General features: G+C 69.4%; 24 protein-coding genes. 18 read left to right on the top strand and 6 right to left on the bottom strand.

What is annotated here, in order from left to right; translation table 11 throughout:
- The first annotated feature begins 71 nt into the window (after window positions 1–71).
- The 12 genes from PSK12I2_RS0110835 to PSK12I2_RS0110780 are packed head-to-tail and all read left to right on the top strand — an operon-like array spanning window position 72 to window position 11,329.
- The gene (locus PSK12I2_RS0110835; RefSeq protein ID WP_027598403.1) at window positions 72–1,742 is read left to right on the top strand and encodes a hypothetical protein; all 1,671 of its coding nucleotides are present in this window, start codon (window positions 72–74) and stop codon (window positions 1,740–1,742) included.
- Window positions 1,742–2,509, top strand: coding sequence for a hypothetical protein (locus PSK12I2_RS25065; protein WP_051398717.1), 768 nt, complete (start codon window positions 1,742–1,744; stop codon window positions 2,507–2,509). Before PSK12I2_RS0110835 ends, PSK12I2_RS25065 begins: the two co-directional genes overlap by 1 nt.
- Entirely contained in the window at window positions 2,506–4,512 is a 2,007-nt protein-coding gene (gene gspD, locus PSK12I2_RS0110825) for a type II secretion system secretin GspD (protein ID WP_027598402.1), read from the top strand. Before PSK12I2_RS25065 ends, gspD begins: the two co-directional genes overlap by 4 nt.
- A complete protein-coding gene (locus PSK12I2_RS0110820) occupies window positions 4,512–5,969 on the top strand; it encodes a GspE/PulE family protein (protein WP_027598401.1) in 1,458 nt (485 codons plus the stop codon). Before gspD ends, PSK12I2_RS0110820 begins: the two co-directional genes overlap by 1 nt.
- A gap of 24 nt (window positions 5,970–5,993) precedes the next feature.
- Window positions 5,994–7,199, top strand: a complete 1,206-nt coding sequence (gene gspF / locus PSK12I2_RS0110815) for a type II secretion system inner membrane protein GspF (protein ID WP_027598400.1) — start codon at window positions 5,994–5,996, stop codon at window positions 7,197–7,199.
- 23 nt (window positions 7,200–7,222) lie between these two features.
- On the top strand, window positions 7,223–7,663 hold the full coding sequence (gene gspG / locus PSK12I2_RS0110810; protein WP_007162347.1) for a type II secretion system major pseudopilin GspG: 441 nt from the start codon (window positions 7,223–7,225) through the stop codon (window positions 7,661–7,663).
- Window positions 7,664–7,669: 6 nt separating this feature from the next.
- Window positions 7,670–8,128, top strand: coding sequence for a GspH/FimT family pseudopilin (locus PSK12I2_RS0110805; RefSeq protein ID WP_027598399.1), 459 nt, complete (start codon window positions 7,670–7,672; stop codon window positions 8,126–8,128).
- Window positions 8,125–8,466, top strand: a complete 342-nt coding sequence (locus tag PSK12I2_RS0110800) for a prepilin-type N-terminal cleavage/methylation domain-containing protein (protein ID WP_027598398.1) — start codon at window positions 8,125–8,127, stop codon at window positions 8,464–8,466. The genes PSK12I2_RS0110805 and PSK12I2_RS0110800 overlap by 4 nt, the downstream gene beginning before the upstream one ends.
- Complete coding sequence (locus PSK12I2_RS0110795) at window positions 8,463–9,050, top strand: prepilin-type N-terminal cleavage/methylation domain-containing protein (RefSeq protein ID WP_027598397.1); 588 nt, start codon at window positions 8,463–8,465, stop codon at window positions 9,048–9,050. Before PSK12I2_RS0110800 ends, PSK12I2_RS0110795 begins: the two co-directional genes overlap by 4 nt.
- A 4-nt stretch (window positions 9,051–9,054) precedes the next feature.
- On the top strand, window positions 9,055–10,221 hold the full coding sequence (gene gspL, locus PSK12I2_RS0110790) for a type II secretion system protein GspL (RefSeq protein WP_027598396.1): 1,167 nt from the start codon (window positions 9,055–9,057) through the stop codon (window positions 10,219–10,221).
- Window positions 10,218–10,640 carry a hypothetical protein gene (locus PSK12I2_RS0110785; RefSeq protein WP_027598395.1) on the top strand — a complete coding sequence of 141 codons (423 nt, stop codon included), beginning with the start codon at window positions 10,218–10,220 and terminating at the stop codon, window positions 10,638–10,640. Before gspL ends, PSK12I2_RS0110785 begins: the two co-directional genes overlap by 4 nt.
- Window positions 10,637–11,329 (top strand): hypothetical protein, encoded by a 693-nt coding sequence (locus PSK12I2_RS0110780; RefSeq protein ID WP_027598394.1) that lies wholly within the window; start codon window positions 10,637–10,639, stop codon window positions 11,327–11,329. Before PSK12I2_RS0110785 ends, PSK12I2_RS0110780 begins: the two co-directional genes overlap by 4 nt.
- Before the next feature lie 17 nt (window positions 11,330–11,346).
- Here the strand turns inward: PSK12I2_RS0110780 and PSK12I2_RS0110775 are convergent, their stop codons facing one another.
- The 3 genes from PSK12I2_RS0110775 to PSK12I2_RS0110765 form a co-directional block, all read right to left on the bottom strand.
- Complete coding sequence (locus PSK12I2_RS0110775) at window positions 11,347–11,907, bottom strand: alpha/beta hydrolase (RefSeq protein WP_027598393.1); 561 nt, start codon at window positions 11,905–11,907, stop codon at window positions 11,347–11,349.
- Between the two features lie 218 nt (window positions 11,908–12,125).
- Entirely contained in the window at window positions 12,126–12,746 is a 621-nt protein-coding gene (locus PSK12I2_RS0110770) for an NAD(P)H-dependent oxidoreductase (RefSeq protein WP_027598392.1), read from the bottom strand.
- Window positions 12,733–14,127, bottom strand: coding sequence for a class II fumarate hydratase (locus PSK12I2_RS0110765; protein WP_007162356.1), 1,395 nt, complete (start codon window positions 14,125–14,127; stop codon window positions 12,733–12,735). Before PSK12I2_RS0110765 ends, PSK12I2_RS0110770 begins: the two co-directional genes overlap by 14 nt.
- A 171-nt stretch (window positions 14,128–14,298) precedes the next feature.
- Here PSK12I2_RS0110765 and PSK12I2_RS0110760 point away from each other — a divergent pair, with 171 nt between their 5' ends.
- The 5 genes from PSK12I2_RS0110760 to arfB all read left to right on the top strand — a co-directional run bounded on the left by PSK12I2_RS0110760 (window position 14,299) and on the right by arfB (window position 17,586).
- Entirely contained in the window at window positions 14,299–14,835 is a 537-nt protein-coding gene (locus PSK12I2_RS0110760; protein ID WP_037006907.1) for a DUF2059 domain-containing protein, read from the top strand.
- A 122-nt stretch (window positions 14,836–14,957) separates the two neighbouring features.
- Window positions 14,958–15,269 carry a BolA family transcriptional regulator gene (locus PSK12I2_RS0110755; RefSeq protein ID WP_007162358.1) on the top strand — a complete coding sequence of 104 codons (312 nt, stop codon included), beginning with the start codon at window positions 14,958–14,960 and terminating at the stop codon, window positions 15,267–15,269.
- Window positions 15,270–15,582: 313 nt separating this feature from the next.
- Entirely contained in the window at window positions 15,583–16,536 is a 954-nt protein-coding gene (locus PSK12I2_RS0110750) for a rhodanese-related sulfurtransferase (RefSeq protein WP_027598390.1), read from the top strand.
- Window position 16,537: 1 nt separating this feature from the next.
- Window positions 16,538–17,173, top strand: a complete 636-nt coding sequence (locus PSK12I2_RS0110745; RefSeq protein WP_027598389.1) for a DsbA family protein — start codon at window positions 16,538–16,540, stop codon at window positions 17,171–17,173.
- A complete protein-coding gene (gene arfB / locus PSK12I2_RS0110740) occupies window positions 17,170–17,586 on the top strand; it encodes an alternative ribosome rescue aminoacyl-tRNA hydrolase ArfB (protein WP_027598388.1) in 417 nt (138 codons plus the stop codon). Before PSK12I2_RS0110745 ends, arfB begins: the two co-directional genes overlap by 4 nt.
- A gap of 5 nt (window positions 17,587–17,591) precedes the next feature.
- On the opposite strand, the gene PSK12I2_RS0110735 is transcribed toward arfB, so the two are convergent.
- Window positions 17,592–18,473 (bottom strand): LysR substrate-binding domain-containing protein, encoded by an 882-nt coding sequence (locus tag PSK12I2_RS0110735; protein WP_027598387.1) that lies wholly within the window; start codon window positions 18,471–18,473, stop codon window positions 17,592–17,594.
- 123 nt (window positions 18,474–18,596) lie between these two features.
- Here PSK12I2_RS0110735 and PSK12I2_RS0110730 point away from each other — a divergent pair, with 123 nt between their 5' ends.
- The gene (locus PSK12I2_RS0110730; protein ID WP_027598386.1) at window positions 18,597–19,484 is read left to right on the top strand and encodes a DMT family transporter; all 888 of its coding nucleotides are present in this window, start codon (window positions 18,597–18,599) and stop codon (window positions 19,482–19,484) included.
- On the opposite strand, the gene PSK12I2_RS0110725 is transcribed toward PSK12I2_RS0110730, so the two are convergent.
- Both PSK12I2_RS0110725 and PSK12I2_RS0110720 read right to left on the bottom strand, forming a co-directional pair.
- Window positions 19,481–20,326 carry a universal stress protein gene (locus PSK12I2_RS0110725; RefSeq protein WP_027598385.1) on the bottom strand — a complete coding sequence of 282 codons (846 nt, stop codon included), beginning with the start codon at window positions 20,324–20,326 and terminating at the stop codon, window positions 19,481–19,483. The genes PSK12I2_RS0110730 and PSK12I2_RS0110725 overlap by 4 nt on opposite strands.
- 60 nt (window positions 20,327–20,386) lie before the next feature.
- Complete coding sequence (locus tag PSK12I2_RS0110720) at window positions 20,387–21,847, bottom strand: SulP family inorganic anion transporter (protein ID WP_007162365.1); 1,461 nt, start codon at window positions 21,845–21,847, stop codon at window positions 20,387–20,389.
- Window positions 21,848–21,934: the final 87 nt, after the last annotated feature.

Genomic DNA, 21,934 nt, shown 5'->3' with positions numbered 1-21,934 from the left:
TTTGTCATGAATTTGTAGCTTTTCGCCGCCTAGGATGCCGCCCTCATTTAAGCGCGCAAGGCAGACATCGGATGGGCAACTGGGCACGACGCCAGGTCTTGGGCTGGCTCGCGGCGGGCGCCACGGCACCCCTGCTGGGTGGCTGTGCCCGGGGCTTTTCCGCCGGTCCGGCGGATACCGATCTGCAGCTGCTCTATGTCGCCGATACCCTGGATGCCCGCGAACCCGGCTGGCCAGTGGTGCCGCGGGTGCGGCTCGGGCCGGCCGGGCGTATCGGCGCCGCGCCCTGGCGTACCGGCGCCGACGCGGCCCGTCTCGCTCCCGCGCTGGCACCGCTGCTGGATGCCGGGCGTGGCGACGGCCAGCGCTATGGTGGCTATGCCGCCCTGGCCTGCCAGCTGACCCAGTTGCGCACCCGCCAGGGCGCGATCCGTAGCCTGACCCTGGAAAACGGCCAGTGCTGGAACGGCAGCGGCCTGACCCAGCTGACCCGCGGCGAGGCCGGGGTCGAGGGCAGCCAGTTGCTGGGCAGCGAGGTCCGCGTCAGCAGCGACGAACGCCTGCTCTGGCCCGAGCGCAGCGCCGCCCTCTATCGCCGTTATGGTCGCCCGGTGCTGGGCGCCACCCTTACCGAAGAACAGCGCACCACCCTGGGCGTCGCCCCCTTCGCCCTGATCGAGCGCGACGGGGTGCGCATCGCCCTGGTCGGAGTGACCGATCCCTATGCCAGCGACCAGCAGGCGCCGCTGGCCGACTGGTATGCCCGGCTGCGTCCGGTGCTGGCCGAAGCCCGGGGCAAGGCCGATCTGCTGGTGGTGCTGGCCGATGTCGGCAGCGGGCCGGGCCTGTGGCTGGCCGAGCGGCTGGAGGAAGCGGACCTGCTGCTCTGCGCCCGCGGCCAGGATCTCTGGCCGGAACTGATCCCGGTGATGCGCGGCAGCGGGCGTCCGCTGCCGGTGTGCCTGCCGGGCTGCCGCGGCGTCGGTATCTTCGAGATCCGCTGCCGGGGCGGTCGCGACGGCTGGCGCCTGGACGCCGTCTTCCATCCGGTGCAGGCCGAGCGCGTCTCGGATCGAGCCCTGCTGGAACATTATCAGCGGCAACTGGCGCAGGCCCGGGCGCCCCATGCCGGCTGGCTCGACCAGCGCCTGGCACGGGCGCCGGTGGACCTCTGGCGCCGCGACCTGCTCGGCGGCAGCTGGGACGCCCTGATCGCCGCGGCCCTGGGCGGTGGCGATGCGCAGCCGGTGCTGCTGCCCGGGCTGAGATATGACCTGCCCCTGCGGCGGGGCGACTGGATCACCCGCGAGCACCTGATCGCCCTCTGTGGCGGCCACGAGGCCACGGTGCTGGATCTGCCCACCTCGGCGGACGGCCTGCGCACGCTTCTGGAAGAGGCCGCCGACAACCGCTTCGGCGAACCCCTGCTGCTGGACAACAGCCAGGATCTGCCGCGGCTGCTGGGCGTTCAGTGGACCTGCCGCTACGGCGCGCCGCGCGGCCAGCGCATCGGACCGCTGCAGGCACCCCTGGGCGCCTCCTTTACCTGTCGCACCTTTGCCCTGGGGCGTGAACTCGGCACCGGCGAGGCGCTGTGGCAGCGCCTCGAAGCCTATCTGCGCGCCCGGCCCGCCGACTGGGGCTTGGCACCCCTGGCGCCGCCACGCCTGGAGTTCGTCGAAGGCCATCCGGGCTGGCATCCGCTGGCTGCCTTGCGCCGCCGTCTGGAGTCTCTGGCCTGATGGCGCGCCTGCTCATCCATCCCCTGGCGCTGCGGCTGCTGACCCTGCTGTGGCTGGGCATCGCCGCCTGGCTGGCGGCCCGGGTGGTCTGCGACCTGCGCCTGCTGTGGCTGCCGACGCCCGCGCCCAGCGCCCAGGTCGAGACGGCACCGGCGGCCGATCTGCTCGCCGGCCATTGGCGCGCCACCAGCCAGGCCGCACCCAGCAGCCTGCCGATCCAGTGGGTCGGGGCGATCAAGGCGGTGCCCATCGACGGGTCGGTGGTGGTGCTGCGCCACGGCGATCGCCAGCTGTCCCTGGTGCTGGGCGACAGCCTGGCGCCCGGTCTGGTGCTGACCGCCATCGACGCCCAGGGCCTGGTCTTTACCCGCGGCGATCGCGAAGAGCGGTTGCCCTGGCCGGCGCCGCGCGAACTCGTCGGGCTCGCCGCCAGCGGTACGGCCAAGCCGGCACCGGTCAAGGCCGCGCCCCTGCCGAGCGCGGAGGAGGGTGACCTGGCCAGCCTGCTCAGGCGCATTCGCGCCACCCCGGTGCGCGAGCATGGTGAGCTGACCGGCTACCGCCTGCAACCCGGCGCCGAGCCGGCCTTCTTCAGTGGCCTGGGCCTGGAGCCCGGCGACGTCCTGCGCCGGGTGGACGCCGTCCCCGTGGCCGATACCCGGGCGCTCCTGCAACGCCTGCCGCACTGGCGCGCCACCGGCGCCCTGACCCTGGAACTGGAACGTCAGGGGCGTGCCCTGGCCCTACCCGTGAGACTGTCCCTGTGAAGAAACGCAGCTATTGCGGCCTGCTCCTCGCCTTCTGGCTGCTCGGCGCCCAGGCCGAACAACGCTTCGAGGTCAACTTCGAGAACACCGAGATCGATCTGTTCATCGAAAGCGTCGGGCGCATCACTGGCACCAACTTCGTCATCGACCCCCGGGTGCGCGGCACCCTGACGGTGCGCAGCGCCCAGCCCCTGGCCGCCGACGATGTCTATGCCCTGGCCCTGGCCCAGTTGCGCGCCAACGGCTACGCCGCGGTGGAGCTGGACGACGGCAGCGTGAAGATCCTGCCCGATCAGGCGGCGCGCACCGAACCGCTGCCGGTGGAGCTGGATGACGGCGCCCCGGCCAAGGCCGGGGCCGGCGATACCGTGGCGACCCGGGTGTTCGCCGTGCGCGGTGGCAATCTCGAACAGCTGCTGGGCATCGTCCGTCCGCTGATGGACGCTCGGGTCGGGGTGGCCACGCCCTATCCGGCCAGCAACCTGCTGGTGGTGACTGACTGGCGCAGCAACCTCAGTCGCATCGGTCAGCTGCTGACGCGGCTGGACCGCGGCCGCGACGAGCCGGTGGAGATGATCACCCTGCGCCATGCCCAGGCGCGCGACACCGCGCCGCTGGTGGAGCGGCTGCTGGCCAGTCGCGGCCAGGCCGGTGGTGGTGTCCAGGTGCTGGCGGACGCCCGCAGCAATGCCCTCATGGTGCGCGGCGACGAGGCCGTGCGCCGCCAGGTGCGCCGGCTGGTGGCCGAACTGGACGTCTCCCGCGATGCCGCCAGCGACACCGAGGTGGTCTATCTGCACCACGCCAAGGCCGGCGAGGTGGTCAAGGTGCTGCGCGGCCTGAGCGGCGAGGTCACCCAGGAGGCACGGGTGGAGATTCCCGTGGCGCCTGCTGCTGGTAATACCACCCCTGTGGAGGGTGGGGCGGAAGGGGAAGCCCCGCTGCCCAAGAGCGGCGGGACGCTGGCGCCGGGGGCGCCCGGTATTCGTCTGGAAGCGGACCTGGGGACCAACTCCATCGTGCTGATCGGTCCGCCACGGGAGCTCGCCGGCTACAAGCGCATCATCAGCCAGCTGGATATCCGCCGCGCCCAGGTCGTGGTGGAGGCCATCATCGCCGAGATCACCGACACCAAGGCCAACCAGCTGGGTGTCCAATGGCTGTTTCTCGACCGCAACGGCAACCTGCCGGCGGGCAGCGTCAACTTCACCAACGGCACGCCCATCAACGGCATCGCCGCCGCCGCGGCCAACCAGGACACCACCGCCCTGGGCAGTCTGCTGTCGGGCATGCAGGGCATCTCCGCCGGGGTCGGGCGCATCGGTGGCAGCGGTTTGAATTTCGTCACCCTGCTGCAGGCCATGCGCGGCGAGAGCGGTTTCAACCTGCTGTCGACGCCGACGCTGCTGACTCTGGACAACGCCGAGGCCTCGATCATGGTCGGCCAGGAGGTGCCCTTCGTCACCGGTTCGGTCACCAGCAACAACGCCAATCCCTACCAGACCATCGAGCGCCGCGAGGTGGGGGTCAAGCTGCGCCTCAAGCCGCAGATCAACGAAGGCGACACCGTGCGCATGGAGATCGTCCAGGAGGTCTCGTCGCTGGCCGACAACGTGCGCGCCAGCGACGTGGTCACCAACAAGCGTGAGATCAAGACCACGGTGATGGTCGAGGACAACGGCCTCATCGTCCTCGGCGGCCTGATCAGCAACGAGGGCAACGACAGCGACCAGCGGGTGCCGCTGCTGGGCGACGTGCCGGTGCTGGGCAATCTGTTCAAGTCGCGTACCCGCTCCAGCACCAAGCAGAATCTGGTGGTGTTCATCCGTCCGCGCATCCTGCGTGATCCGGCGCTGGTGCAGCAGATCAGCGAGGACAAGTATCGCGGCATGCGCGCCGCCGCCTCGGCCGCTGCCTTGCCGGCCACCCCGCCGGGCAGTCGCGGCGCGCCCACCCTGCAGAGTCTCTATCCCTCGGCGCGGGCGCGCCTGGACGGCCTCTGATGACACCGACGCTGCCTTATCGCCTGGCGCGCCAGGCCGGTATCGCCCTGGCCGCCGCGCCCGACGGCTATCGGCTGCTGTGCCGTACGGATGCCGACCTGGCCCTGCTGCAGGAAGTACAGCGTCGCCATGGTCCCCCCCTGGGCTGTGACTGGCTGCCCCGCGAGGTCTTCGAACAGCGCCTGGGACCGCTCTACGAAGCCGGCCAGGCCACCAGCGAAGCCCTGGTGGAAGGCCTGGGCGAGACCGTCGACCTGGCCGGGCTGATGGAAGAGCTGCCGCGGGTCGAGGACCTGCTCGACAGCGCTGGCGAGGCGCCGGTGATCCGCCTGATCAACGCCCTGTTCGCCGAGGCCCTGCGCCTGGACGCCTCCGACCTGCACGTGGAGACCTTCGAGCAGGCGCTGGTGGTGCGGGTGCGGGTGGATGGGGTGCTGCGCGAATTGCTGCGCCCGCCGCGGGCCCTGTCGGCCATGCTGGTGTCGCGGATCAAGGTCATGGCGCGGCTGGACATCGCCGAGAAGCGCCAGCCCCAGGATGGCCGCATCACCCTGAGGGCCAGCGGCCGGGACGTCGACATCCGCGTCTCGACCCTGCCCGGCGTCCACGGCGAGCGGGTGGTGATGCGCATCCTCGACAAGCAGGCCAGCCTGCTGGAGCTGCCGCGCCTCGGCCTGCCGCCGGCCATAGACACTGGCCTGCGTGGTGCCCTGGCCCAGCCCAACGGCATCCTGCTGGTCACCGGGCCGACCGGCTCGGGCAAGACCACCACCCTCTATGCCAGCCTGGGCCTGCTCAACGAGGGCAGCCGCAGCATCCTCACCGTGGAAGACCCGGTGGAATACGCCTTGCCCGGCATCGGCCAGACCCCGGTCAACCCGCGCGCCGGCCTGACCTTCGCCAGCGGCCTGAGGGCCATCCTGCGCCAGGATCCGGACGTCATCATGATCGGCGAGATCCGCGACGTGGAGACTGCCGGCATCGCTGTGCAGGCCAGTCTCACCGGTCACCTGGTGCTCTCCACCCTGCACACCAACAGCGCCCTGGGCGCCATCACCCGGCTGCGCGACATGGGCGTTGAGCCCTTCCTGCTGGCCTCCAGCCTCAAGGGGGTGCTGGCCCAGCGGCTGGTGCGGCGGCTCTGTGGCTGCGCCGCCTGGCGTCCGCTGCGCCCGGCCGAGCAGGCGCTCCTGCCGGGGTTGGCCGGCCTCGAACGGCTGCGCGAACCCCAGGGCTGCGCGGCGTGCAACGGCAGTGGCTATCGCGGTCGCCTGGGGCTCTATGAATTCGTCGCCCTGGACGCCGAACTGGCCGAACTCATCTATCGCGGCGCCGGTGAAGGCGAGATGGCGCGACTGCTGGAAGGCCGCCGCGCGACCCTGGCCGAGGGCGCCCTGGCGCGCCTGGCGGCGGGCGAGACCAGCCTGGCGGAGGTGCTGCGTGCGGTGCACCAGTAACGCCCTCGGCGGAGCGCTGCGCTGATGCCGGCCTACCGCTACCTGGCGCTGGACGGCGACGGGCGTCGCCAGCGCGATGTCATCCAGGCCGAAAGCGAGCGCCACGCCCGCCAGCTGCTGCGCGAGCGCGGCCTCTTTCCCCGCGAGGTGCAGGCGAGCGGTCCGGTGCGCGGCGCGCGCGGTCGCGGCGGACGGCTGGACGCCAACAGTCGCACCGATTTCACCCGCCAGCTGGCGACCCTGGTGGGCGCTGCCATTCCCCTGGCCGAGGCCCTGCAGATGCTCGAGCGCCAGAGTCGCCAGGCGGCGCTCAAGGCCTTGCTGCTGGATCTGCTGGGCCAGGTGCGCGAGGGCTACACCCTGGCCGACAGCCTGGGTCGCCATCCCGGCACCTTCGATCCGCTGTACCTGACCCTGGTGGCCGCCGGGGAGCGGGCCGGGCGCCTGGGCCCGGTGCTGGAACGCCTGGCCGACTATCTCGAACGGGTGCAGCGCCAGCGCCACAAGGCGCGTACCGCGCTCATCTATCCCCTGGCGCTGGCCCTGGTCTCCATCGCCGTGGTGGCCGGCCTGATGACCTTCGTGGTGCCCAAGCTCACCGAGCAATTCATCCACAGTGGCCTGCAATTGCCCTGGATCACCCGCGCCCTGGTGGCCGTCAGCGATGGCCTGCTGGTCTTTGGGCCCTGGTTGCTGGGTCTGCTGGTGCTGGCCGGTGTCGGTCTGCAGCGCCTGCTGCGCCAGGTCCTGTGGCGGCGACGCTGGCATCGCCAGCTGTTGCGCCTGCCGCGCCTGGGCGAGTTGCTGCGCACCCTCGACAGCGCCCGCCTGACCCGCAGCCTGGCGATCCTGGTCGGCAGCGGCATCCCGGTGCTCGAAGGCCTGCAGGTCAGTCGTGCCACCCTGGGCAACCAGGTCCTGGGTGACGCCCTGGACGCCGCCATCGAGCAGGTCACCGCCGGTACCGGCCTCGGCCGGGCGCTGGATCGCACCGCGGTGTTTCCGCCGCTGCTGGTGAACATGGTCGCCAGCGGCGAGGCCAGCGGCACCCTCGACGCCATGCTGGAGCGGGTTGCGGATGCTCAGGAGCGGGATTTCAACCAGCAGGTGGACCTGGCCCTGGCGCTGTTCGAACCGGTGCTGATCCTCATCCTCGGCGGCGTGGTGCTGGCCATCGTCCTCGCCATCCTGCTGCCCATCATGCAGCTCAACCAGGCGCTTAACCTCTGATGCACCCCAAGGAGACTTTCGCGATGCGCTCTCATGCCGTACCCGCCCGCCAGGCCGGCTTCACCCTCATCGAGATCATGGTGGTGATCTTCATCATCGGCCTGCTGGTGGCCATCGTCGCGCCCAATGTGCTGGACAACCAGGACAAGGCCATGCAGCAGAAGGCCCGCGCCGATCTCGCCAGCCTGGAGCAGGCGCTGGACATGTACCGCCTGGACAACCTGCGCTATCCCACCGCCGAGCAGGGCCTGGCCGCCCTGGTGAGCAAGCCGACCCAGGCCCCCGAGCCGCGCAACTACCGCGCCGACGGCTATATCCGCCGCCTGCCGGAAGACCCCTGGGGCGCCGCCTATCGCTATCGCATCCCTGGCGAACATGGCCGGGTGGATCTCTACAGCCTCGGCGCCGACGGCCGCGAAGGCGGCGAGGGCAGCGACGCCGACATCGGCAACTGGACCCTCTGAGTCACCATGCCAAGGCGCCAGGGCGGTTTCACCCTGCTGGAGCTGATGGTCGTGCTGCTGATCGTCGGCCTGCTCACCGCGGTAGGCGTGGCGCGCCTGGGCGGCGGCAGTCCGGCCGGGCAGTGGCGCCTGGAAAGTCTGGCGGGCGACTTCCAGCTGGCGCGGGACACCGCCCGCCGCAGCGGCCGCATCCTCGGCTGGCAGGCCGACGCCTCCGGCTTTCGCTATCTGCAACTGGTGGCCGACACCCGCGGGCCACGCTGGCAACCCCTGGCCAGTGCCGATCTGCCGGACGGGCGCTGGCCGAGTGGTCTGCAACTGGCCGAACCGGTGAGTGCCCAGCCGCGGCTGATCTGGTGGCCGAATGGCGATACCCAGGGCCAGCGCCTGGCCTTTGCCGAAGACGAGCGGCAGTGGCTGCTGGTGGTCGACGGGCGCGGCCGCGCCTCGGTGGAACGGCCATGAAGCAGACCGGTTTCACCCTGCTGGAGGTGCTGGTGGCCCTGGCCATCGTCGCCTTCATGGCGGTGGGCGTCAGCCAGGTGATCGGCCAGCGACTGGACATCGCCGGGGTCGCCCAGTCCCGCGAGCTGGCCCAGCTGTGCGCCCGTGAACTCACCGCCCGGGCGCGGGTGGAGGGCCTGGCCACCGGCCAGGGCGAGTTGAACCAGGGTGGCGAACGCTGCTACTGGCGCCTGGAGGGCGCAAGCGGCCCCCTCGGCGGGCGGCTGACGCTCTATGCCGATGCCGCGCTCAGTCGAAGCCTGGGCGACTGGCCGATCCAGGCCGGAGTCCAGCCATGAGAAACCAGGCGGGCATGACCCTGATCGAGGTGCTGCTGGCCATCGCCCTCACGGCGCTGCTCGCCGTCTTGCTCGGCAGTCTGGTCAATCTCTGGCTCGACGCCCGCGGTCGCCTGGCCGCGCGGGAATCGACCAACGCCCGGGTGCTGGACCTCTGCGGCCTGCTGGAGCGGCGCCTGGGTGGTCTGGTCCTGCGCCCGCTGCAGGAGCACCGGCTGCCGCTGCACAACGCCCTGCTGGAGTGGCGCCCCGCCGAGCACCGCCTGGACTGGGTCGCCCTGGACAGCCTGCCGCTGAGTGCGGGGCAGGGCGCCGGTCGCCTGCGTCGCCAGCGCCTGGAATGGGATGCCGCCCAGGAACGGCTACGCCTCTGGCGCAGTGCCGAGCTGGATGCGGTGGAGGCCCCGGTGTGGCAACCGGTGTTCGATCAGCCCGGCGTCGAGCGCCTGCAGCTGGAATTCCACGGCGGCGGCCGCTGGCTCGCCTATCCGCCCCCGGCCGAACCCGCCAACGGGGTACGGCTGACCTTTACCCTGCAGGGTGCCGGCTATGTCTGCACCTTCGCCCTGCCTCAGACAGGTTGACCCCATGCTCGCCTCCCTCCCGCTCGGGCGCCTGCTGCCCCTGCTGCGCCGCGACCTCAGCCCCGCCCACAGCTCCACGCGGCTGCTCCTGCGTACGCGGCGACCCGGTCCGCCGGGCCCGGACAATCCGCTGGTGGCCGCGCGCCTTCAGGACGGCCAGCTGCAAGCCGCGGCAGCGCTGCCCGCGTCCGCCCAGCCGGTGACCCTGCTGCTGCATGGCGAAGACTGCAGCCTGTTCGATGTCGCCGCGCCCAAGGGGCTGCGTCCGCACGAATGGGGCCTGCTGCTGGAGGACCAGCTGCTGGCGGACGCCAGTGACCAGCACCTGGTCTGTCTGGGGCGCACCCCGGGTCGGCTGCGCCTGCTGGCACTGGATCGGGCGCTGCTGGAGGCCTGGCGGGAGCACTGCGCCGCCTGCGGCTGGACGGTGGCGGCCTGCTGGGTCGACTTCCAGCTGCTGCCCGAGCCCACCGCCGAGAGCGGGATCGGAATGCGCCTGGGCGAAGGCCTGAGATTCAAGACCCGGATCGAAGGCCACGAGGTCTGGCTGACCTGGCCGCACGCCCTCGAAGCCAGTCTGTCGCCCGCCCTGGCCGCGCTGCTCGAAGCCGGGCCCGAGGCCTCCCGCGATCCGCTCTGGCCCCGGCCCGCCGCAGGTCTCGCGCCCCTGGATCTCTGGCCGCGCCAGGGCCAGCGTCGCAGCCGACCCGCGCTGGGCCTGCCGCGTCCACTGGTGCTGGGCATGGCCGCGGCCGCGGTGCTGGCGATCCTGCACCTGGGCCTGCAACAGGTCCAGCAGTGGCGACTGGCCCAGCTCGACCGGGCCTATGTCGCCCAACGGCTGGGTCTGGCCAGCGACCGTCTCGAGGCCGGCCGCGCCGAACGCGAACTCCAGTTGGCCAGCCGTACCCGGCGGCAGCTGGAGGGCCAGTGGCGCCTCTGGCAGCGCCTCAGGGAGCCCCTTGGCGCCGCCCTGACCAGCGCACCAGGGCTGCGTCTGGTGGAATGGTCGCTCGATGAGCAGGGCATCCAGCTGGTGCTGGAAGGCCCCGCCAGTCTGGACAAGACCTTGCGCAGCCGACTCGGCGAGGAATTCGCTACCCTGCAGTGGCAACGGCAGGCCGGACGCCTGACCCTGCGCCTGGCGGTCCCGACGGAGAAGCGACCATGAGCACCCTTTTGCAGCGCTGGCAGCGGCTGCCCACTGAACGCCAGCGACTGGCCCTTGGCGGCCTGGTCATTCTGTTGCTGGCCGCCATCCTCTGGCTGCGCCCCACTCCAGGGGGCCGACCGGCCTCGGTGGACTGGGTCCGCCTCGCCGCAGAGGCCCGGGCACTGCCGGTCGCCCAGCCGCTGCAGGAGACGGACTGGCGCGCTGCGGTAGGCGGGGTGACCTTCAGCGCCCTGACCCTGGCCGAGCCGGTCTGGCACCTGCGTGGCGAAGCGGCGGATATCGCTGCGGTGGAACGGCTGCAGGCCTGGGCGCGGGCACGCGGCTGGTTGCCGCAGACCCTCAGGATTCGCAGCCAGTCAGGGGGCGTGGCCTTCGAACTGGATGTCCTGGCGGTGCTGGTGGGGCGGACGCCATGATGCGCTGGCTCGCGCGCCTGGTCGTTACCCTGTTCGTCCTGCTGATCTTCGCCCTGGGCTGCCTGCTCTATTGGCCCGCGGCGGACTGGCTGCCGCGGCTGCTACCGCCCCAGGTCACCCCGGTGGGGCTGCAGGGTTCCCTGCTGGGCGGCGGCATGCAGCGCCTCGACTGGCCGGGCGGCGGTGCCGGCCCCTGGCAATGGCAGCTGCGCTGGCCGGGCCGGTTGCAGGTCAGGATCGGCGAGCCCGAGGCTGCGCCCTGGGGCATGGTCCTCAGCGGCTGGCCCTGGCGGTGGCAGGCCGATCTCGCCGGAGGTGACCTGCGCTGGCTGCAGGCGCCGGGTAGCGCGCTGCTCGCCGGTCGGCTGGTGGGCGAGGTACGCCTGGCAGGCAGCTGGCGACGTTGCCAGGCGGCGGGTGGCGGATGGCAGGGCGATGGCCTGCAGCTCCTGGCGCCCCGGCGTCTCGCCCTGGGCGAGTCCCGGTTGCAGGTGGATTGCCAGACGGCGCCCTGGCTGCAGGGCGTCTTCGAGCGCACCGGCCAACATCGCCTGGAACTGCGCCTGAGCCTGGCCAACTGGCGCGGGCAGGTGCAGGGCACGGCGCAGCCCGGCAGCGACATGGCGTCGGTGCTGCAGAACATCGGCTGGCTCAGGCCCGGGCAGAGCCAGGTGATGGGGCGCTTCTGAATCTGGAAGAGCAGGGATCAGGCGACGCGCAGGCCCTGGCTCGACCCCAGCTTCGCCAGGTGGAGCAGGCCTTCCTCCCACTGCCGATGCCCGGAGCGGGTGTTGATATGGCCGGCACCGGGCAGGACATCCAGTTCGCTGCCCCAGGCCTGCGCCAGGGCTTCGGCCCGCGGCAGGCTGATGGCATGGTCGTTGTCCGAGGTCACCACCCGCGAGGGGAAGGGTAACGGCTGGCGTGGCAAGGGGGCGAAACCCACCAGCTCCACGGGGCAACCCGGACGTTCGACATCGGCCGGCGCCACCAGCAAGGCCGCCAGCACCCGCTGCCGGCGGGCCACCGGGGCGCTGGCCGCCCAGCGGGCGACGGTCACGCACCCCAGGCTATGGGCGATCAGCACCACCGGCGCATTGGCCTGGGCGATAGCCGCGTCGAGGGCGGCGACCCAGCGCTGCGGATCGGGACGCTGCCAGTCGTCCTGTTCGACCCGACGGGCATCCGGCAGACGGCGTTGCCAGTGGGTCTGCCAATGCTCGGGGCCGGAGCCTTGCCAACCGGGAAGGATGAGATAGCGGGTCATGGCGGTGCTCCGCGGGGGAAAGGGAGCATCGATAGTGCCGACGGTCGACCCGCATGAGAAAGAATAAAAGGCGCTTTGGTTATGCCTTACGCCTTGGTATGCAGTGGCGGAATCGCGATCGTGGCGGTTCGCCGATGCGACCGCTCCTACGGAAATATCCGTCTCGTGTAGGAGCGGCCGCGTCGGCGGACCGCCATGGCCGCGATCAAAAAACCCAACTACTCGTTGCGCCCCAACCGCTCCACTTCCTGCAGCCAGCGCAGCCGCTGCTCCTCGTCCGCCGCCCGCACCGGCGAATACTCGTGCACCTGCAGCACCTGGATGCCACAGGCCTCGAGGCCTTCCTGGATGCCCTGGCGATGGGGCGCCTGGTTACGCAGGCGCTGCCAGGGGGAGGGCGGGGTGTCGGAGGTGACCAGCAGCTCGGCGCTGCGGCCGGTCAGCAGCGGCTCGCCGCCCCAGGTCTGGTCGCGCTGGGCGAAGGCGAAGCCCGGTTGCAGCACGCGCTCAAGAAAGCCCGCCAGCACCGCCGGCAGGCCGTTCCACCACACCGGGTAGATGAACACCAGGTGCTCGGCCCAGTGGATCTGCCGCTGGGCTTCCAGCAGATCCGGCTCTAGTGTCTGCGAGAGGTCATAGCCCTCGCGCAGCACCGGATCGAACTGGGCGTCGGCCAGCTTGAGCTGGCGTACCACCTGGCCACTGGCCTGGGCGCCCTGGACATAGGCATCGGCCAGCGACTGGCAGAAACTGATGCGCTTGGGATTGCCCTGGATGACCAGCAGGCGCCGGCCATCCCCTTCCAGCGGCGTGGCGCCGCGTGCCTCAGCCACGGCCACCGGCTTCCAGCATGGTTTCCGGACGTACCCACTCGTCGAACTGCGCATCGGTCAGGTAGCCGAGCTCCAGCGCGGCGGCGCGCAGGGTCTTGTTCTCGGCATAGGCCTTCTTGGCGATCTCGGCGGCCTTGTCGTAGCCGATGTGCGGATTGAGCGCAGTCACCAGCATCAGCCCCTGCTCCAGGTGCTCGGCCATCTTGTGCTCGTCCGGCTCCATGCCGGTGACGCAATGGGTGTTGAAGTTGCGGCAGCCATCGGCCAGCAGGCGAATGGATTCCAGCACGTTGTGGGCGATCACCGGCTTGTAGACGTTGAGCTGCAGATGGCCCTGGCTCGCGGCGAAACCCACGGTGACGTCGTTGCCGATCACCTGGCAGGCCAGCATCGACAGGGCCTCGCACTGGGTGGGATTGACCTTGCCCGGCATGATGGAGCTGCCCGGTTCGTTGGCCGGCAGTTTGACCTCGGCGAAGCCGGCGCGCGGACCGGAACCCAGCAGGCGCAGGTCGTTGGCGATCTTCATCAGGGCCACGGCCAGGGTCTTGAGGCCGCCGTGCAGGGCCACCAGCGGCTCATGGCCGGCGAGGGCGGCGAACTTGTTCGGTGCGGTGACGAAGGGCAGACCGGTGAGTTCGGCGATTTCCTTGGCGATGGCCTCGTCGAAGCCCTTGGGCGCGTTGAGGCCAGTGCCCACGGCGGTGCCGCCCTGGGCCAGTTCCAGGACCGCCGGCAGGGCGTTGCGGATGGCCCGTTCGGCCAGATCCAGCTGGGCGACGAAGGCCGACAGCTCCTGGCCGAAGGTCACCGGGGTGGCGTCCATCATGTGGGTGCGGCCGGTCTTGACCAGGTTCTGGTAGCGTGCCGATTGCAGCGCCAGGCCGCCGGACAGCTCGGCGATGGCCGGCAGCAGGTCGTTCTGCACCGCCAGGGCGGTGGCGATGTGCATGGCGGTGGGGAAGCAGTCGTTGGAGCTCTGACCGCGATTGACGTGGTCATTGGGATGGACCGGCTTCTTGCCGCCCATGCCGTTGCCGGCCAGCTCGTTGCTGCGCCCGGCGATGACCTCGTTGACGTTCATGTTGCTCTGGGTGCCGCTGCCGGTCTGCCAGACCACCAGGGGAAACTGGTCGTCATGGAAACCGTCGAGGATCTCGCTGCTGGCCTTCTCGATCAGGGTGGCAACGTCTTCCGGCAACTCGCCGAGGCGCAGATTGACCCGCGCGGCCGCCTTCTTCACCGTCGCCAGGGCATGCACCACCGCCAGTGGCATCTGCTGGTTGCCGATGGCGAAGTTTTCCAGCGACCTCTGGGTCTGGGCACCCCAGTAGACGTCGTCGGCTACTTCGATGGGGCCGATGCTATCGGTTTCGGTGCGGCTCATGGCGGTCTCCGTTGATGAGGTAGGGTCCAGCTAACTTGGGCAGCAGGTTAGCGCCAGGGTTCCCAAATGGGAAGTGTTCTCAAATAGCTGCGGATCCTCGCCAAGTTCAGGCCAGGTTCAGCCGCTCTGTGGCACACTCGCGGTCCATTTTCAGCCTCCTGAAGGATGCCCATGAAGAAGACCCTCCGTACGCTTGGCGCCGTCGTTGTGCTCGCCAGCGCCAGCAGCTTCGCCCTGGCCGATGCCAAGAGCCACGCGGCCGACGCGGAGCGCTTTCTCAAGCTGGCCAACGCCGACAAGCTGACCACGCCGGTCTATGCCCAGGTCCAGCAACTCTTCGCCCAGCACTTCGAGCAGGCCAAGGCGCCGGCCAAGAAGGCCGTGCTGGAAAGCTACACCGCCCGCGCCAACCAGGCGCTGGACAGCACCATCGGCTGGGAAAAGATCAAGCCCGAGATGGTCAAGCTGTACACCGACAACTTCACCGAAGACGAGCTGGAAGGCCTGATCAAGTTCTACCAGTCCGATCTGGGCAAGAAGATGATCGCCACCCTGCCGCGCCTGTCGGCGCAGTCCGCCCAGCTGACCCAGGCCAAGCTGGAGCAGGCGGTACCCAAGGTCAACGGCATCCTCGCCGAGATGGACAAGGAGCTGGGCGTGAAGCCGCCGGCCGGTGCCGAGAACGCGCCGCCGCCCGCCAAGCGCTGATTCCCGCCGTTGCCACGAAGCCCGGACCCGTTCCGGGCTTTGTCGTCTGAGGGCCGACCGGAGCGATTCCGGGCGGGCCGCCAGCCCGTTAGAATGCGGGTTCTCACAGTCGAGGTATCCCCATGAGCATGCGCGAACGTATCCAGTCCAGCCTGGGCCTGTTGCAACCCGAGCACCTGGAGGTGCTGGACGAAAGCCACATGCACAGTCGCGGCCAGGAGACCCACTACAAGGCGGTGGTGGTCAGCCCGCACTTCGCCGGTCTCAACGCGGTGAAGCGCCACCAGAAGGTCTACGGCACCCTGGGCGAACTCATGGGCCAGTTCCATGCCCTGGCGCTGCACACCTACACCCCGGAAGAGTGGGCGGCCCAGGGGCAGGCACCGGATTCGCCCACCTGCCGCGGCGGCAGCAAGCACGACCTGGCGGGTTGAGTCCCGCCAGCCCTGTTCAGCGGCAGCCTGTATTGGTTAAAATTTGATCGGCGCCGGCATCCTTGCCGGCGTTTTCGTCAATGAACCTGTTTCACGACCTCGCGTGCTAGAGACAAACAAGGCCTAGGCGGCCCCGCGAAAAGACCTGAGGAAGCGGATCGGACTCGCGCTCGAGTTTACGAGTGGTAAATGAGCATTCCGACGGGGCTGGCCCTCCAGGGACTTTTCAACGCAGTTTGGCCGACGCGCAGCAGGTCATGAACAGGTTCTAACCGGTCCGCCCTTTGCGAGGGCGACCCCTGGGAACCCGAAGATGACCGACAAGATTGTCGTGGCGGCCTTGTACAAGTTCGTCACCCTGGACGACTACGTCCAATTGCGTGAACCCCTGCTGCAGACCCTCCTGGCGAGCGACGTCAAGGGCACCCTGCTGCTGGCCGAGGAAGGCATCAACGGCACCGTCTCCGGCAGCCGCGAAGGCATCGATGCCGTGCTCGCCTGGCTGCGCGCCGATCCGCGCCTGGTCGACATCGACCACAAGGAATCCTACTGCGCCGAGCAGCCCTTCTATCGCACCAAGGTCAAGCTGAAGAAGGAGATCGTCACCCTGGGCGTGCCTGGCGTCGATCCCAACCGCCGCGTGGGCACCTATGTCGAGCCCCGGGACTGGAATGCCCTGGTCGACGATCCCGAGGTGCTGGTGATCGACACCCGCAACGACTACGAGGTGGGCATCGGCAGCTTCAAGGGCGCCATCGATCCCAAGACCAAGAGCTTTCGCGATTTTCCGGCCTATATCCGCGAGCACTTCGATCCGGCCCGGCACCGGAAGGTCGCCATGTTCTGCACCGGCGGCATCCGCTGCGAGAAGGCGTCGAGCTTCATGCTGCAGGAGGGCTTTCCCGAGGTCTTCCACCTCAAGGGCGGCATCCTCAAGTACCTCGAAGAGGTGCCCGCGGCCGAGTCGCGCTGGGAGGGCGAGTGCTTCGTCTTCGACAACCGGGTGACCGTGACCCATGATCTCGCCGAAGGGGTCTACGACCAGTGCCATGCCTGCCGCACGCCGGTCTCGCCGGAAGACATGCAGTCGCCGCACTACAGCCCCGGCATCAGCTGCCCGCACTGCTGGGATTCGCTGTCGGAAAAGACCCGCGCCGGCGCTCGCGAGCGGCAGAAGCAGATCGAACTGGCGCGTCTGCGCAACGAACCCCACCCCATCGGCCGCGATCCGCGGCTCAACGCCACGCCCAGCCTCGAGGAAGTCTAGGATGACCGGTCGCCTGCTCTATGTGATGGACCCCATGTGCTCCTGGTGCTGGGGCTTCGCCCCGGTGGTCGAGCGCCTGGCCGAGCGGGCGGCCGCCCAGGACATCCTCCTGCAGCTGGTGGTCGGCGGCCTGCGCCGCGAGCGGGTGGCCCAGGACACCGCCAGCCGGGTGCGCACCCTGGCCTACTGGCAGGCGGTACAGGAGACCACCGGCCAGCCCTTCGCCCTCGACCAGGGCCCGCCGGAGGGCCTGGTGTACGACACCGAGCCGGCCTGCCGCGCCCTGGTCGCCGCGCGCCAACTCGACGAAGAGGCCGTCTGGCCGCTGGCCAAGCGCATCCAGCGAGCCTTCTATGTCGAAGCCCGCGACGTCACCCAGCCGGCGCTGCTGGTGGAACTGGCCGAGGCCTGTGGCCTGCCGCGCATCGAATTCGCCCCGCTGTTCGACGGTGAGGCGGCGCACCAAGCCACCCAGGCCGACTTCGACTGGGCACTCAATCTGGGCATCGCCGGTTTCCCCACGCTGCTGGCCGAGCGGGACGGCCAGCTGGCGCTGATCACCAACGGCTACCAGCCGCTGGACGAACTGGAGCCGCTGCTGGACGCCTGGCTCAGCCGCGGCGCGCAGCCGGCGTGACCCTGGTCATCGACGAGCGGCTAAGGCTGCCCGAGCAGGAAATCCAGCTCACCGCGGTGCGCGCCCAGGGCGCGGGTGGCCAGAACGTCAACAAGGTCTCCAGCGCCGTTCACCTGAGATTCGACATCCAGGCCTCGTCGCTGCCGGAAGCGCTCAAAGCGCGCCTGCTGGCCTTGCGCGATGGGCGCATCAGCCGCGACGGCGTGGTGGTGATCAAGGCGCAGCAATACCGCACCCAGGAGCAGAATCGCGCCGATGCCCTGGAGCGCCTGGCCGCGCTGATCGCCGCCGCCAACGTCCAGGAAAAGCCACGGCGACCCACCAAGCCCACCTACGGCTCCAAGCAGCGCCGACTGGAGGGCAAGTCGCGTCGCAGCGGCCTCAAGGCCAGTCGCGGACGGGTGGATTTCTAGGCGCCTCAGACCGGCGCCAAGGTGTCGCTTGCCAGCGTCTTCAGCCACTCGCCGACCGCCAGTAGAGCAGTATCTGCGCGGCCTCGCGTCGGCATGACCAGGTAATAGCCCCAGTCGCTCTGGACGGGTTCGGCCAGCACCTGGAGCAGTTGACCACTCTCCAGGGCGTCGCGGACGAATTGTCGATTGACCATGGCCACACCCTGGCCGGCCAGGGCCGCATCTATGGCCAGGGCTGCCTGGTTCATGTGCAGTTGCTGACGTGCTGCCTGGCCATCCAATACGGCCGGCCAGTCAGCCTGGCCATCGTTGAGCAGGGAATAGCGAGCCAGCGTCGCCGCATCCAGGGGCAGGGGTTGAACGCCGATCAGCGTTGGGCTGGCCACCACGATCAACTCGGCGAAGAGAAAGTCTGCCGTCACGCCACGCTGTTCAGGGCGGCGGGTCAAGCGTATCGCCAAATCAACCCCGTCCCGGGTGAAGTCCACCAGGACATCGCTGGCCTGCACCCGCAAATCGAGGTCGGGGTGGGCTCGGGTGAAAGCCGGCAATCGCGGAATGAGGCATTTGGCGGCGAAGGTTGGCGTCACGCTTACGGTGATCACGCGCCTGCGCGACAGCAGTGCATCGGTGGCTTCACGGAGCAAGGCAAAGGCGCGTTGCACATCATGGAAGTAGGCGCGACCGCGCTCGCTCAGTTGCACGCCTCGGCGCTGACGCAGGAACAGCGGAAATCCCAGGCGCTCCTCCAGCTGGCGTACCTGCTGGGCGACTGCTGCCTGGGTGACGGACAGCTCCAGGGCGGCTGCCTGGAAGCTGCCCCGCCGCCCGGCGGCTTCGAAGGCTTGCAGCGCTTTCAACGGCGGGAGGCGGTGGCTGACCGTCATGATCTTCCTGACCCTGGCTTTTCTATTGGCTGTATGCAGAGGATAGCGTGACAGGAATCAGCGGAAACCCGGTAGACAGAGACCTTTATTCCACGACTCGGCACCAGTTGCCAGGAGGAAGCAATGGGTCTTACCGTCATGATGTTCACGGCGCTTGGCCTGTGCTGGGGCTCGAACTTCATCTACATGAAGCTGGCTGCCGACTTCACCTCACCGGCGCAGATGACGTTGCTGCGGGTGTGTTGTGGCTTCGTACCCCTGGTGCTGGTGGCCTGGTGGCGAGGCGCACTCAAAAGGGCTCAGCTGCGTTTGTTGCCGCACTTCTTGGTGATGGCGCTGTTGGCCACCGCGTTCTATTACTTCGCCATCGCCAAAGGTACCGAACGGCTGCCTTCTGCCGTCGCTGGCGTGCTGGGCGGCACCATCGCCTTGTTCACTACCTTGGCCAGTCTGGTGTTCCTCCGCTCGCAACGCCCCAGTACAGCGATGCTCTGGGGCGTGTTGCTGGGCTTTGCTGGCGTGGTGGTGCTGATCGCGCCCTGGCAGGACGGAGCGGCCCCGTTGGATAAACAGGGCGTGTTCTGGATGCTGGGGGCAGCAGCGCTATTCGGCGGCTCCTACGTCTATGTCTGTCGATTTCTTGCGCCCCATGGTCTACCGGCTCTGGCGTTGGTGACCTGGCAAATGGGGCTTGCCCTAGTGTTGCTGCTGCTGGTGACCGACACCTCGGGCATGGGCGAGCTGCTGGTGCACCCGCGGGCACTGGCCGGGGTGACATTCGGGCTGGGGTTCTTGGGTACCGGAATGGCTTTTCTGCTTTATTACGCCCTGCTCGAACGCCTGGGTGCTGTCGCCTCGGCGGCGGCGACCTATCTTACCCCGGCGGTAGCCTTGGTTATTGGCTGGGCCAACGGTGAGGTGGTGGGGCCGCGTGAGCTGGCCGCGGCCGGGGTGATCCTGCTGGGGATTGCCTTGATGCAACAGGGACGGGACCGCTCCAAGGTGCGCTAGCGCACCACGATCAGCGCGCTGCCGGCGGCTTCCAGCATGTTGCGGGTGTTGCTGCCCATGAAGAAGTGGCGCAGGCGGGAGTGGCCGAAGGCGCCCATCACCACCAGCTCGAGACCGTGCTGCTTGCGATAACGCTCCAGGCCCAGCTCCACGTCGCCGTCGGTGATGGCGGTGGTGACCGTGCGGCCCCGGGCTCTGAGTTCGTCGGCGGCGCGAGCGAGGGCGACGCGGCGTTCTTCGCGGTCGCGGCCAACCGTCACCAGGTGGCAGGCCAGGCCGTCGAACAGTCGGCAGTTGGCCACCCAGGTCACCGCCTTGCGGGCGCTGCTGCTGTCGTCATAGGCCAGCAGCACGCCGTCGGGTTTGACGAACAGGTGGCCGGCCACCAACAGCGGGCGATGCAGGAGGCGGATGGCGCTCTCCAGATGGCGACCGATCAGCCGCTTGGGCGGGCTGTCCTCGCCCTGGCGGCCCAGCACGATGAGGTCGAAATCCTCCTGCAGACTCTCCAGCGAACCTATCAGGTCACCGTGCTGCAGCACGGCGCCGGCGCAGCGGGCCTGCTGCTCCTCTACCCGCAACTGGGCGGCATCGAGCAGCAGCCGACCCTGGTCTTCGGCGAGATTGCCGCGCTGGGCGTCCAGGGCGGCCAGCTCGGTGAGCAGGTGTTCGCGGTTGACCAGCAGCGGCGGCGTGGCCTGGCCCGGCCGTGGGAAGCGGCGCTGATCCAGTACATGCAGCAGGGTGAGCGGGGCATCCAGGGCGAGACCCGCCCAGGCGGCGAAGTCGCAGACGGCGGCGCTGACGGCCGAGCCGTCGAGGCAGGCAAGGATCTTGGACATGGCCGCGGATCTCCGGGAGCAGGACATTGCTGGGAGAGACCCGGCGGCGCCGTCCGGGGTTCAATCGCCGAGGGCGAGGTCGTCCGTCACCCCGCCGCGACGCAGCAGCTGCTTGCAGCGTTGCGACAGGTGCAGCACCCGCACCCGCTTGCCGGCCTTGGCATAGCGTTCGTGCAGGGTATGCAGCGCCGCCACCGCGGAATAGTCGACGAAACTCAGGTGGCGGCAGTCCACCACGACCTTCGCGGGATCGCCGGCCGGATCGAACTGGTTGAGAAAGGTGGCGGTGGAGGCGAAGAACAGGGTGCCGTGGACCTGGTACCTCTTGCTGCCGTCGGCCTCCAGGTGGCTGTCGGCATAGAGCCGGCGGGCGTGCTGCCAGGCGAAGTTGAGCGCGGCCAGGACGATGCCGCAGAGCACCGCGGTGGCGAGATCGGCGAAGACGGTGATCACGGTGACGGCGACGATCATCAGCATGTCGCTGCGCGGTACCCGGTGCAGCACCCGCAGCGAGGCCCAGGCAAAGGTCTGCTGGGCGACCACGAACATGGTGCCGACCAGCGCCGCCAGGGGAATGCGCTCGATCAGCGGCGAGAGAAACAGCACGAAGAGCAGCATCAGCACGCCGGCGACCACCCCTGACAGCCGGCCACGGCCACCCGAACTCAGGTTGATCATGGTCTGGCCGATCATGGCGCAACCGCCCATGCCGCCGAACAGCCCCGAGGCCAGGTTGGCCGCGCCGAGCGCCACGCACTCGCGATTGGGGCGGCCGCGGCTCTCGGTGATTTCGTCGGTGAGATTCAGCGTCAGCAGGGTCTCCAGCAGGCCGACCAGGGCCATCAGCACCGCATAGGGCAGGATGATCTGCAGGGTTTCCAGACTCCAGGGGATGTCGGGCAGCGCCAGCCGCGGCAGGCCGCCGGCGATATGGGCCATGTCGCCCAGGGTACGGGTCGGCAGGTCGAGGAAGTGCACCGCCAGGCCGACGCCGAGGATGGCGGCCAGGGCCGGCGGCACGGCGCGGGTCAGGCGCGGCAGGAGCCAGATGATGGCCATGGTCGCTGCGGTCAGGCCGATCATCAGATACAGCGGGGTACCGCTGAGCCAGGTCTCGCCCTGCTTGAAGTGCTCCAGCTGGGCCAGGGCGATGACGATGGCCAGGCCGTTGACGAACCCCAGCATCACCGGGTGCGGCACCATGCGGATCAGCTTGCCCAGGCGCAGAAGACCGAAGCCGATCATCAGCAGGCCGCCGAGCACCACCGTGGCCAGCAGGTACTGCACGCCGTGCTGCACCACCAGGGCGATGATGACCACCGCCATGGAGCCGGCGGCGCCGGAGACCATGCCGGGGCGACCACCGAAGAGGGCGGTGAGGGTACAGATGAAGAAGGCGCCATAGAGCCCCATCAGCGGGTTGAGATGGGCGACCAGGGCGAAGGCGATGCACTCGGGCACCAGGGCAAAGGACGTGGTGAGACCGGCCAGGATGTCGGCGCGGGGAGAGACACTTTTCATGGCGTATCCAGAACGGGCGATGGCGCGGCGGGGCGCGATCGCGGAGAGACGACAGGGCAGCAAGACACGGGCAGCCGCCGCAGGGGC

Source organism: Pseudomonas sp. MOIL14HWK12:I2, assembly GCF_000510745.1.
Classification (GTDB): Bacteria; Pseudomonadota; Gammaproteobacteria; order Pseudomonadales; family Pseudomonadaceae; genus Chryseomonas; species Chryseomonas oryzihabitans.
This window is presented reverse-complemented; position numbering and strand designations above follow the sequence as displayed.